Here is a 12,457-nt window from a genome sequence, read left to right as displayed (position 1 = left end):
AGATCGGTACTAAATAGATTGCCGACGACACACAGCCGGCGGCTCAATCTAGCCGGCGGGACAAACTAGTTCTCGACGATCTCCACGGAGTCAATCACGATGTCGTCCAGCGGACGGTCGAAGCGATCGGTCTTTGTTTCCGCGATCGTGTCGACGACCTTCTGAGAATCCGCATCGGTGACCTCACCAAAAATGGTGTGGTGGTTGTTCAGGTGCGGCGTCGGTGCGACGGTGATGAAGAACTGGGAACCGTTGGTACCCGGGCCGGCGTTCGCCATGGCCAACAGGTACGGGCGGTCAAACTGCAGTTCAGGGTGGAATTCGTCACCAAAGCGGTAACCGGGGCCACCACGGCCTGTTCCCGTCGGATCCCCACCCTGGATCATGAAACCATCGATGACACGGTGGAAAATTGCGCCATCGTAGAACGGGCCCTCTTCTCCACCCGAAGCATTGCGCTCCGAGTAATCCTTCGTGCCCTTAGCCAACCCGACAAAATTATCGACGGTCTGGGGAGCATGATTACCGAAGAGGTCGATAGAAATATCGCCGCGATTAGTGTGCAAAATCGCGGTTGCTGTCTTCTGCGTACTCACGACACTCATTGTACGTAGTTACTAGACGAACCGCCCCCTCACCCCACTACAGTAGTAAAAGACACGTTATAAAGATCCGCCCCTGACCAAGAAACCGGTAAGGAACCGATAAGGAAGAACCATGAACTCCTCGGACACAACCATGTTTTTGCGCGCGGCACGCAACCTCTCCGACGCCCGCAAACAGCGAAAAGACAATAAGGAAGCTCGCGACTTCGACCCCGTCGAGCGCCTTGTTGAATACGCAAAAGCGAAGGAATCCAACCCCGGGAAACCGCGTGGTCAGGGCGATAACGGTAAGGTAGATAAGAACGCCAACGATTCGTCCTCTGATAATTCCTCCGAGGCTAAGGGGAAGAAGGACAAGAAAGCGGCTAAAAAAGCTAAAAAGCAAGAGAAGACGAAGGACAAGAAAGCGTCCTCCCAAAGCTCATCCAAGGAGAACTCGGCCATGTCAAAGAAGAAGTCCACTCTGGAGCAGCTGCGCGCTTCAGCGAACCCCACTGCCGTGGCTGTCGTTGATCGCATCCGCGAAGAGAGCGAACGCGCTTATGACCTTGCATCAGACAAAGCGGATAAAGCTGGCAAGAAGTTAAATAAAGCCCGCGCCAAGGCAGAAAAGAAAGCTAAGAAAGTTCAGAAGAAGGCGGATAAGAAAGCCTCCAAGGCCCGTAAGCAGAACGCTAAGGAGGCCGATGCTCTTCAGAAGCGCGCTGAGGCTTTCCAGAAGAAGGCCGCAGAGTTTGCGGACAAGGCCACTGACAAGGCCAGCGAGTTTGCGGACAAGGCTTCAGACAAAGCGAGCGAGTTCGCCGGAAAAGCCCAGGACACCGCGTCCGACGTGCGGGGCAAAGCTGCAGAGACCGCCAGCAACGTTGCAGCCGCTGCATCAAACAACCTGCCTGATTCCGTCAGCGATCGTCTGCCCGACTCCGTGACCGATTCACTGGATCAAGCGGCTGGGAAGAAGACGAAGCGCAGCAAGAAGCCTTTATTTATCGTCTTGTTCGTTGCACTCGTTGCCGGCGGATGGGCAACGTACAAGTCTCGTTCCTCCAAGAACGTATCGACGGAACCGCCGAAGAACAACGACGAGCCCCGCTTGGTGTACAAGACGGAAACCCCGACGTCGGACTCCTCTGCCGACAGCAAAGAGGACAAAGTGGAGGATGCCAAGGAGAAGGCAGCCGACGCTAAGGACGACGCTCAGGCCGCGGCGGCGGAGAAGGCCGATCAAGCCAAGGAGAAAACCGACGAGGTTAAGAAAGCTGCCCAGAGCAAGGCTGAAGAGCTGAAGGATGCCGCCAAGGACAAGGCGGAGGACCTTAAGGCTGCTGCTTCCGACGTTGCCGACCGGGCTGCAGATAAAGCCGAGCAGGCTAAAGCTGATGCCAAAGACGCCGCTTCCCGCGCCGACGACAAGGCCGACGAGGTCAAGAAAGCCGCTCAGGATAAGGCGGAAGACCTGAAGAAGGAAGCTAAGGACGTCAAGGCTCAGGCGGAGAAGAAGGCCAAGGACGCCAAGAAGTCTGACGGCAAGAAGTCCGCTCCCAAGAACAGTGCGCCGAAGAACAGCGCTCCTCAGGCACCGAGTGCCAAGGCTAAAGCTGGTAAGGGTTCTAGCAAGGGCAATGCGTCCAAGAACAATGGTGCTCAGAAGCCCAGCGCACCGAAGAACAACGGTGGCCAGAAGAAGGGCAACAATGGTAAGGGCAACTCCCAGAATGGAACCGGCCGCCACGCCCTGAAGGACGACAAGAAATAGGGCTATCTTCACGGTCGGGTCTAACCCCTGATCCAATGCCCGATCCATCACCTGATCCACCGTCTAGGAAGGTTTCCTAGGTGGTCGGGTTCCCCGCCATATCGCTCCGGCGTATGGCGGGTTTTTGTGTTATACGACGAAATTGTGTCCGCGTGCGGGAAAACTGCTGGGGCATATAGGGGTCGGTGGTGAAAACTGCGGGGGAATATGGGCGAAAAATGGCCGAAAATTGACCATATTCCCCCGCACTTTTATTTGAGGACGCATATCCCCGCACACTTTTGGGCTCCAGGTGCAGCATTCCCCCGCAGTTTTCCGTCTACCGGCTCCTTGTTCCGTGCGTCGGTGCTTCGCGCCCCAGGAATTGGGTTCTTCCTGGGGTTATACGACAAAAGGCGGTGCGGCACATCACCACCCGCCATTGTTTCCCCCGAGCTTCACTTAGTGTTCATGTTTACGTCAGTGGGACGTTAAAGAAGCTTGATACACCATACGTATGGCACAAGCACCTAGTCTCCCCACTCACCAGGCCGATGACAGCCAGGCCTGGACGTCATCACCGCAGCCGGATGCGGCTCGCACCACTCCCCCGCCAGGCCACAACCCGGGCACGACCCCACGTCGTCAACACGACGGGGGTGGCGTCAATACCACGGCGGTCACCGCGTTACTCGGCGTGGCCACCGTCTTGCTGATTATCTTCACGTTCACTGACAAGCAGGTCAGCGATGCTGTCATCAATCATGACAGCGTGTTCGGCACACTGTTCCAGTCCTATGGCGAGTTCCCTCCGGCGGTGCTGAGTGCGCTGGCTATGCAGGTCCTCGCGGGATGCCTCCTCCGTTCCTCTCTTCCGGGGATCGCGCGGGGGCTGGGCAGCATTTTGCTCACATGGGCGAGTTTCCTGTCGGTCCTTGGCTGGTCAGAGCAGGCTGAGTCGTATCGTCGGTCGTGGAGCGCAAACCTTGCGGCTGGCACCCCGATCGGCGTCGCCAATAATGATGATTCGGACACGATGACCTGGTCGCAATTCGCCCCCGCCATGTTTATGGATATTGTCCTTCTGATCATCATTTCGATCGTGGCGTGGCTACTGGTTCGGAATTTGTCGGCTGAGACTTTGCGCCTGATCGCGATCTCGGCTGTGATTATGCTCGCGATTGTGTGGGCTGGGCACGGGGTGAACGACGGGATGAAGAGCCTGTGGGGTCGGTTCCGCCCCTATGAGGTTGATGCTGGTAAAGGCCCCTATCAGCCGTGGTATCACATCAATTTGCCTAATGGACACCGCTCGTTCCCGTCGGGCCACACTCAAGAGGGCACCACTCTTGCAGCCTTGGCTATCGTGTTGCGCCCGCTCGGTGGCAAAGCCTGGCGGATTGCGCTGTGGGTCGGAACGGTGTGGGGAATTCTCATGGCTGCCAGCCGCGTGATCATCGGTGCCCACTGGGCTACTGACACGGTCGCCAGTTTCATCCTGACCTACGGCCTCATTTTGGTCGGATTGTGGTTGACGACGTGGGTCGCCAGCCGTTTGAATTCCACCACCATTACTAACGACGCTGGTACGCCGGTTCGCACTTCCTAGCGACGCTGGTAAATCCGCGAGTGGTCTTTCACGCCGGCAAAACGGAATGGCGCATCGGTGACCTCCGGTGTGTCGTAATCCGTAATGTCGGCTACACGCGTTCCGGGGTGAAGATCGCGGTAAGCGTCGTAGGTGAGCGGCTCGCGTGAATCCAGCGCTTTCTTGTGCTCATCGGCGTGGAGCCGCTTTTGGTATCCGTCGACAATGGTGCCGGTGAAGAATTCGGCAACCGCACCGGACCCGTAGGACAGGACGCCGACGCGCTTTCCGGCGAGGTCGTCGGATTCGGTCTCGAGCAACGACATTAATGCCAGGAACACGGATGCCGTGTAGGAGTTACCAATCATGCGGTTGTAGTGCATGGTGGTCTCGAGTTCGGCGGCTGTTTCGGCTTTATCCGCTGATAGACCCACATGCTCGCGCAACGCCATGTGCGCTTTTACCGCCATCTTCGTAAACGGCTGGTGGTAGCAGAAGCGGTCAATCGCGGCGAAGTCGGCCCCACCGTGATCGATGAAGTCGTCGTAGGCTCCGCGAACGGCGTCGAGGTAGGCGTCGATGGAAAGTTTGCCGTCAACCAGGGCGGTGTGCCGGTCGTTGGGCCGCCAAAAGTCCTGCACATCGTAGGTGTACACGCCGGATGCCGGCTCGACGGCCAGGATGCCGGGGTTGGCCTGGACCAGGAACGCAGCCGCTGCCGCGCCTTGAGTGGGCTCACCGCCCGAGTTGAGGTCGTAGCGCGCAACGTCGGAGGCGACAACCAGCACTTTTTCCTGCGGGTTACGGGAGACGATCCCCAGCGCGACTTGCAGCGCACCGACACCGGAGTAGCACGCCTGTTTCATTTCGATGGTTCGCACCTGGGCGGGAAGGCCGAGGAGCCCGTGAACGTACACGCCGGCGGATTTGGACTGGTCAACGCCAGATTCGGTAGCGAAGAGAAGAGTACGGATTCCGTCGGTTCCGTTGCGGTCGATAATCCGCTTGGCGGCGGTGGCTGCCATGGTGACGATGTCTTCGTCGGCAGCGGGCTGGCTCATGATCTCTTGGCCGATGCCTTTGTGGAACTTGCCCACGTCGATCCCGTGTTTGTCGGCTAGGGTTTCGAGGGCGAAGCTGTGGTGTCCCGTGGCGAAAGTGATGTCATGGATGCCAATGGGGTTCACAGCTGTGTTCACGGGTGCGTTCACTCGCCTTTCCTTTCAATTTTCACGTGGGCGGCCATCAGTTCGCCCGGATTCGTTTGTGCGGCCAGCAGTGATAGTTCGCCGCAGAAAACAGATGCCGCACACAGTACTGCAAGTCGGCGTGCGTTATCCCCCGCTGGGCGGTCTTCACGGCATCCGAGGCGTCGCAAGTTTTCTTCGACAACCTCCAAGCCCTGGCCTTTGCCGTTCCCTACTGTACCCACAATGAGGTTGGGGAGGTTGCATGAGAAGTAGAGGTCTCCGTCACGCACTTCGGCATGGGTGATGCCCTGCGATCCCTCGACAATGTTGGCCGCGTCTTGCCCAGTTGCCAGGTAAAAGCCCAGGAGCATATTGGCATAGTGCGCGTTCGCGGTGCGCAACCCGCCAGCCAAGGTGGTGCCGACCAGGTTCTTCCGGACGCTGAGGTTCGCGATCTGTTCCGGTGTCGTTTTGAGTCGTTCCTTGACGACGTTGCGCGGGATGAGCATTTCAGTGACGACGTTCTTTCCACGCCCGAGGATGCCGTTGACTGCGGTGGCTTTCTTGTCGGAGCAGTAGTTGCCGGAGATCGATCCGTAGCGCAGTTCCGGGTATTGCTGGAGGATCCACGGCATGAGGTTGTCGGAGGCGAGGGTGACCATGTTGTGGCCGGAGGCGTCCCCGGTGGTGAATTCGAATCGAACGAAGAGGAGGTTTCCGGCGTATTGGACGTGCAGATCGATGAGCTTGGCAAAACGAGATGCCTGAGCGACGACAGCCTGCAGCTCATCGCGACGCCGGTCGAGTTCGGTGGCCACACGAAGGGCGACTCCGGCGTTGGGGGCTTCGAAGTACACGGATCGTGTCATTCGCTCGTCGACGAGTGTGGCGCGGATTCCGCCTTCGACGTAGCGCGATACTTTTGCCCCGCGGCCGACGGATGGCCAGAGTGGCGTTTCGTAGGTCGCCATGGGAATGGAGACGGCTTCGTAGCTGGCACCAGATTCCGGGGTTTGCGTGTCCTCCTCGGAGTTCCATCCCGCTGTCTCCCCCGAAACAACATTGCCTGAGATGTGGACGGGGCCGATCCATGACATGGGGATAGGCGCATATAAATTGTCCCTCATTACGTTTCCTCTTCTTATTCGTAAATGTGTTGTCAGGTGTTTATTTGGGGCCTTATCTGAGCCCTTATTCGTGAATTGTTTTTAAATTGTTGCTCTCGACGGAGCCTGGCTAAAACGTGCGTACCAATCATTAGTTTTATCGACGACGGTTGGCGACGGTGGTGAGATCAATCCCACGCGCGCGAGCCGACTCCGCCAGGGGCCCAGTGATGAGGGCGTCGGTGTTGTGCAGGTCGCTCGTGCTGGTTGCGCCGACCATTTCGTAGAGCGCCTGAAGGTGCTCCGCCCACCGGTTGATTTGGCTGGTCAGCGCGTCGACGGCGGCGTCGACGCCTTGGGCGCGTTCCTGTGGCGAGCGGACGGCGTCCCCCACGCCGGTGCTCAACGCGGTGTGAAGGAACGTTCCAGCGACGCCCACGGCGTCAGCTCCGAGGGCGAGACCTCGGAGGACGTCGTAGGGTTGCCGAACTCCGCCTGAAGCGAAGAGTGTGGGCAACGTGTCGAGGTCCGCGGTGGTCGCGTCGAGAAGGGAGAATGCGGCGGATTGTCCGAACCCGGTGAGGTACGAGAAATCCCGGTCGGATCGTCGGTCATTTTCGATGCGCGCGAAGTTGGTTCCTCCGCGGCCGGAGACGTCGGCGATGGATACGCCCAGGTCATGGAGCTGCTGGAGTGTGTTCCGGGTCATGCCGAAGCCAACTTCTTTAACGATGACCGGCGTGTGGGTGACCTCGAGCGCGTTAACGATGGCTTCGATGTTGCGTGGCCAGGAGGCGTAGCCGCGCGAGCCTTCCGGCATGACGGTTTCTTGCACGGCGTTGACGTGGATTTGGAGGGCGTCGGCCTGGAGGGCGTCGACAACTCGGGCGGCGTCGTCGGGTGTGGCGTCGGCACTGAGGTTTGCCCACACGGTGCCGTGAGGGTTGCGGTCGCGGAGGATGCGGAAGGTGGGGAGGGTGTCGGGTTCGCGCAGGAAGATGGACATGGAGCCGGTGGCGACGGCGATTCCGGTGCGTGCCGCGGTTTCGGCGAGGACGCGGTTGACTCCTGCGGTGAGTTCGGATCCTCCGGTCATCCCGTTGATGTAGAACGGCAGTCCCCAGTGCAGCGGCTGTGCTGTGTGCACGCCGCTGCTCGTGTTTCTACCGCTGCGATCCGTCGGGATGTTGGTGGAAATATCAGCTTGACCTGGGTCTATTCCGGCCAAGGAGTGGTGGAGGATGCGGACGTCGTCCCACGCACAATATGTCGAGTCACTCCCGGCAGGGCGGGGTGAGGATACGGAGGATGCGTCGTCGGGAGCTTGGGATGTGGCGTCGGTGGGCTGTGGAGGTTCGCCGTGAGCCTCGCGTTGTTGCCTGGCGGCTAGGGCCAGGTGGTCGTCTTTCCGGCTGCCACTCATTTCCCATCTCCTTCCGTTGGTGTGTCATCTGGGGCGATGTCTGCTCCGGTGGGCGAAACATGCAAGTTCAGAGGGCGGATTCCTGCCGCCGTCCATCGCTCATGGAGTGCGTGTGCGTCGACGCCCGGCGCGGCGAGCGCGATTCCGCAGTCGCCCCCTCCTGCTCCTGACGATTTCGCCCACCACCCCTCGTCGAGCGCAGTGGTGATCAACGTGCGCAGCGCTGGGGTTTCGATGGCCACCCCTCGTTGCGTTGCGATCTCTCCTAAGACCTGTCGGGCTTGCGCAACGGCGTTCCCGGTTGCCGACGTCGCCCTGTCGTCTGAATCAGCTTCACGTCCACCATTGTCGCTGGTGAGCGCTTCAACAAGACCGCCGACGGCTGCGTCGCTTCGCTGGAGAAGGTCGTCGGGTAACGCGGTTTTCTTGACGACGTGCCCGACGAGCTCGGTGGTGTCGGCGGGGGTTCCTGTCCAGCCGACGCTGAGTTGGATTCCCGGCGCGGCGGGTGTGATGCGGCGGAGTGCTAAACCTGGCCACTCCCCTGTCAGCAGGTCGCTGATTGTTGTCGTGCGGGAACCAGAACCCCAGGCGTGGTCTTCCAGCCATGCTCGATCCGGCGAGCGGTATTCGACCCATCCGCCGAGTGCGCTGGCAGCGACGTCGCCTCCCGATGTTTTTGTCGTAACCCGCACTGTTGCGATGGCCGCGAGTCGGTAGATCTGTTCGGGTGTGGGCTGTAGTCCGTGGTGACGGGCCGCGGCAGCGACGGTCGCGACGGTGACTGCGGCTGACGATCCGAGCCCGAATTTCGCGCCGCTCGTGGCGTCGTCAAGGTGGCTCGAGATGTCAATATCGTATCCGCTGGTGGGAAGGTGTTTTTCTGCTCGCCAGCGTTCGACGGTGAGGACCGCAGCCGCGACGTATTTATGGAATCCGGTCTCGTCGCTGTGGAACCGGGCGGCTGCTGCGAGATCGGAGCTGGCTTCCCAGTGAACTGGTGCTTCGTCGGGTTTCGTGGGGTCGCTCGCGTCGGATCGTAGTGTTCCGACTTCGGTGCCCGTGGGCGTGAGCGTGACGTGCACGTACCTGTCGACGGCGATGAGTAGCGCGGCGTGTCCGGGGTGGACGACCGCGTATTCTCCGGCGATGTACAGCTTTCCGGGTGCCGAGGCGTGGACGGAGGTCTGTGTCACGGCTGTTACTCCTGACGGTTCGCTGCGTCGTGAGCCTGTGCGGGTTGTCCTCCGTCTGCGCTGTTCTGCTCATGTCCGCCCGTCTCCGCGATGGGCGTCAGGTGAGCCCCCGATCCCGCGCGAGCAGGAATGAGCTCGATGTCGGGGAACCGTTCGTGGAGGGCTGCACGGGTTGCGTCGAGGTCCTTAGCCTGACAGAGCGCAACGACGTTGGGCCCGGCGTCCGCGGTACCGTACACTTCCAACCCGTCGTTCCGCAGCTGCGCGATGGCGTCGAAAATGGCGACCGACGTTGGCGCTAAGTACCGGACGGATGGCCGGTTGCCGTTAATCGCCGCGTGCATGCGCAGTGCGTTGGATTCTGTTATTTCTCCGACGCGCGTGTAGTCGCCCTCAACCAGGGCTTGTTGCATATCGACGAGGTCGCGCTGCGTGCTGCTCACCCACCCGTCAAAGAAGGGCGATGTCCGAATGGTATCGGCCATGGCGACGCGGGACGACACGGCTTTTTGTGCGCCCGAGACGACACAGATGACCATGGCAAGGTCGGGGCCGGGGACGCTTTCCGCGTACGACGTGAGGTCAGCGTGTTCATCGTCACCGTCGCCTGGGCGCCAGATGACGAGGTTACCCAGGATGGATCGTGTGGCGGACCCGGAGCCTCGGCGGGCTAGCCGCGAGAGTGATCGCGGGTCGCCGGAAAGTCCGTAGGCTTTCGATGCAGCGGTGGCGAGCGCGGCAAATCCCGATGCCGACGACGCTAGCCCTGCCCCGGTGGGCACGGAGTTGATGGAGTTGACCCGCGCGTACGTGTGCGCAAGTTCGGGCTTCTCCTGGCCGGAGCCCTGTTCCGCACTGCGCTGACGCACCAAATCAAGGAATGCACTAACCCTGTGCGTCGGCGTCCCCGGCGCTGGCTCACCATTGAGCGTGAAAATATCGCTGTTCAGACTCGGATCCGGGTTGACGACGGTATCTGTGGGATAGATATCAAGCGTCAGTGACAAACTACCGGTCGCGGGCAGAACTAAGTCGGCGTTGCGCTTACCCCAGTATTTGACTAGCGCGATATTGGGGTGGGCGGTGGCTCGCGCGGTGTGAGGCGTGATCGGCCCGATATCGCCCATGCTGGGGTGTGTGGCGGTCACCGTTGAAACTCCGAGGGGTGCATAAGCCATGTGCGACGTGCACCCGCGGCGCGGAGTGCGTCGGACAACGCGATCGCGTGGTTTTCGTCTTTAGATAGCGCGATGATGCAACCACCCCGGCCGCCACCGGTGAGCTTCGCACCAAGCGCCCCCGCATTCCGCGCAGCCGAGATAAGGTTTTCGAGCTCAGGACTGGAAACGCCCAGGTCAGCGAGGTGTTCATGGACGGCGTTCATCCGCTCACCCAGGGAGGCCCGGTCGTCGAGAGCGAGGTCAATCCGCGCTTCGACGGTGTGGTGACGGATGGCGTCGACATTCCGGGTAAAACGCTTCTTGTGGGTGCGCCGTAATTCGTCGACACCCCGGACGGCCGAGAGCGTATCGCCTGGTTGTCCGGTATCGGCGACAACGAGCGGCGACCCGAGGCTGACGGTGATGGGTTCGCTGCGTCCGCCCTGGAAGAGCACGGGGTGGGTGTTCAGCACGGTGTGGGCGTCGAGGCCGCTCGCACTACCGTGAGCGACCCGCTCCCCGATCTGCACAAGTTCATATCGGCTGTGGTAGTCGACATCTTTGCCACTGAAATCGATGATGGAATCCACCATCGCTGCCGACGCCGCTGCGCTGGAGCCGAGCCCGCGTGCCGGCGGGACGTTGCCTCGGCACGAAATGTGCATCCCCGACTGCGGGTATTCAAGCAGGTCCAGGCAGGCTTTAATCGTGGCGCCGACTGGGGACAGGAACGTGGGGGCGTCGGCAAGAGGACCGTCGTAATTGTTGGCGGTCAGCCACAATTCCCCATCACACGGCTCGGCCGTGGCGCGCAGAGTCAGGCACTGCATGGGGAACGCGATGGCCGGCTCCCCGAAGACAACGGCGTGCTCGCCAAACAGAATGATCTTGGCGTGAGCGCGGCCGAACCCCCTGGCCTCGTCCGCCAAGGCGGAGTAATGAGGCCCTTCCGCAGGTTGTTTATACCGTTGACTCTCGTTCACACGTGCATAATCGGGAGCCTCGCTGCGACGCGAGGAAGTAATAACGTCTGCGTCGGAATGTCTCAGTGGCTGCACCAGTGCTCCTATACGGAATGAATCAAACCCTGCCGTCGCTCCACCTTAACTACAGCACCCGACAAACCTCCTCAGATCCCGTCGGGCAAATCCCATTGGGCATAGACCCCATCGGGCGTGGCTCAGCCGAGTGTGGCCAACGGCAAACGCTGCTACTCTACCACGACTCAGAGTAGTCCTCGTTTCTTATCGACTACGACGCTCCAGCTGGCCCAGGGCTTTTCTTGGTGGATTCAGGAGGCTAATCGAGCCCGGAGTAACGGGTTTGTCGTGTATATTTTAAACCTAACCGAAGTGTTTTTCAGTGTTTTCAAGGGCGAAATACTCGGCGAGGAACACCCGGCGACGGAGAATAACTCTGGAAGGTCGCGACCATGTCCAAACCTCTCTTCAAGTTCCCCTTAATCGAAGCAATTATTACTGTTATCTCTTTTGTTTTCTTAGCGCGCTCTCCCGGAACAACTGCATTCGTTTTCGCAGCATTTGCACCGGCGATGTTTTACCACTTCGTGCTCATGCTCTTTAAAGTCCAGCACTTAGCTGTGTGGATCGCATTAGCTGGCGTCGTGACTGTTGTTGGCATTATCGACTTCATTGTGGGTCCGATGGGATTTTTAGACGTATATATTCTGCCCGCCGGAATTGGGCTCTTCATTGCGTGCGCGTTGTACGCCGTGTGGCTGAAAATTGGCCGCGATGCGGGAGGGAAGCCAGCGCATCAGCGTCGCATAGTCATAATGTCGACCACTAATTCAGCTAGTTTTCCGTTGGCCTTATTCAATGGCTTCAGCCGCGTAATCGCCTCACCCACGGCATCGAGCATCTCCTTTTCATTCCGGTGCGTCGGAATGCCACCAATACGCCCTTGCCCGGCCGCGACGATCGCCGCACATGCCCACGGGCGCACGAGGTACACACCGGACCCGGCCGCCGCGCGAAATTCGTCGATAATAATAAGGAGTTGTTCTGCGCTTAGTGGTTGGGCACCAAAAGCAGCCCGGACATTCAGTTCATCATCCACCCCATACGGTCCACCCACTCCCGGCGCGGTCATCGTCGAACCTTCTTAGCCCGGACCTTCTTAACTAGTTCCGCATATTCGGGAACTCGGGACCTGGCCAGCTGCCGCACTTCTTCGTTGTCCACCGTTCGCGCCGCCGTCGACACGATTGCGCGCACAGCAGCTTCGTGCTTCGAGGTGCCCGTCATCTCTGCCAGCAGCGTCAGGGCGCGGTCTTGGTCCTCCGTGAGCCGTAGGGTCATTGCCATAATCACTATTCAACCATTGATCCACCGTCAAGTGATACCACAGCGATACCACCAACCAGACGACGTTCCCGGTAAAACGCCTCAGAAAACCCACAGAAGCACTCCGTCGAAAAGATCAGCCCCGAAC

Annotated in this window: 11 protein-coding genes; 2 read left to right on the top strand and 9 right to left on the bottom strand. The window is 59.9% G+C overall.

Annotation, left to right across the window (positions count from 1 at the left end):
- Positions 1-65: 65 nt before the first annotated feature.
- The gene (locus JMN36_RS05005; protein ID WP_012730722.1) at positions 66-605 is read right to left on the bottom strand and encodes a peptidylprolyl isomerase; all 540 of its coding nucleotides are present in this window, start codon (positions 603-605) and stop codon (positions 66-68) included.
- Positions 606-717: 112 nt separating this feature from the next.
- Between JMN36_RS05005 and JMN36_RS05000 the strand changes: the two genes are divergently transcribed.
- Together JMN36_RS05000 and JMN36_RS04995 are read left to right on the top strand one after the other, a co-directional pair.
- Positions 718-2,361 (top strand): hypothetical protein, encoded by a 1,644-nt coding sequence (locus JMN36_RS05000; protein WP_221923950.1) that lies wholly within the window; start codon positions 718-720, stop codon positions 2,359-2,361.
- Between the two features lie 496 nt (positions 2,362-2,857).
- Positions 2,858-3,949: a phosphatase PAP2 family protein gene (locus JMN36_RS04995; RefSeq protein WP_204087774.1), complete on the top strand. Its 1,092-nt coding sequence runs from the start codon at positions 2,858-2,860 to the stop codon at positions 3,947-3,949.
- On the opposite strand, the gene JMN36_RS04990 is transcribed toward JMN36_RS04995, so the two are convergent.
- The 8 genes from JMN36_RS04990 to JMN36_RS04955 form a co-directional block, all read right to left on the bottom strand.
- Entirely contained in the window at positions 3,946-5,115 is a 1,170-nt protein-coding gene (locus tag JMN36_RS04990; protein ID WP_204088826.1) for a hydroxymethylglutaryl-CoA synthase, read from the bottom strand. The genes JMN36_RS04995 and JMN36_RS04990 overlap by 4 nt on opposite strands.
- Positions 5,116-5,135: 20 nt before the next feature.
- On the bottom strand, positions 5,136-6,245 hold the full coding sequence (locus JMN36_RS04985) for a hydroxymethylglutaryl-CoA reductase (RefSeq protein ID WP_204087773.1): 1,110 nt from the start codon (positions 6,243-6,245) through the stop codon (positions 5,136-5,138).
- A gap of 136 nt (positions 6,246-6,381) precedes the next feature.
- Complete coding sequence (locus tag JMN36_RS04980; protein ID WP_204087772.1) at positions 6,382-7,647, bottom strand: alpha-hydroxy-acid oxidizing protein; 1,266 nt, start codon at positions 7,645-7,647, stop codon at positions 6,382-6,384.
- On the bottom strand, positions 7,644-8,843 hold the full coding sequence (locus JMN36_RS04975) for a phosphomevalonate kinase (RefSeq protein ID WP_204087771.1): 1,200 nt from the start codon (positions 8,841-8,843) through the stop codon (positions 7,644-7,646). Before JMN36_RS04975 ends, JMN36_RS04980 begins: the two co-directional genes overlap by 4 nt.
- A gap of 5 nt (positions 8,844-8,848) precedes the next feature.
- Positions 8,849-10,021: a diphosphomevalonate decarboxylase gene (mvaD, locus tag JMN36_RS04970; RefSeq protein WP_236881673.1), complete on the bottom strand. Its 1,173-nt coding sequence runs from the start codon at positions 10,019-10,021 to the stop codon at positions 8,849-8,851.
- Positions 9,988-11,061, bottom strand: coding sequence for a mevalonate kinase (gene mvk, locus JMN36_RS04965; protein WP_221923949.1), 1,074 nt, complete (start codon positions 11,059-11,061; stop codon positions 9,988-9,990). Before mvk ends, mvaD begins: the two co-directional genes overlap by 34 nt.
- A gap of 718 nt (positions 11,062-11,779) precedes the next feature.
- Positions 11,780-12,115, bottom strand: a complete 336-nt coding sequence (locus JMN36_RS04960; RefSeq protein ID WP_204087769.1) for a hypothetical protein — start codon at positions 12,113-12,115, stop codon at positions 11,780-11,782.
- On the bottom strand, positions 12,112-12,330 hold the full coding sequence (locus tag JMN36_RS04955) for a CopG family transcriptional regulator (RefSeq protein ID WP_204087768.1): 219 nt from the start codon (positions 12,328-12,330) through the stop codon (positions 12,112-12,114). Before JMN36_RS04955 ends, JMN36_RS04960 begins: the two co-directional genes overlap by 4 nt.
- Positions 12,331-12,457: the final 127 nt, after the last annotated feature.

Source organism: Corynebacterium pseudokroppenstedtii (genome assembly GCF_019754945.1).
GTDB lineage: Bacteria > Actinomycetota > Actinomycetes > Mycobacteriales > Mycobacteriaceae > Corynebacterium > Corynebacterium pseudokroppenstedtii.
This window is presented reverse-complemented; position numbering and strand designations above follow the sequence as displayed.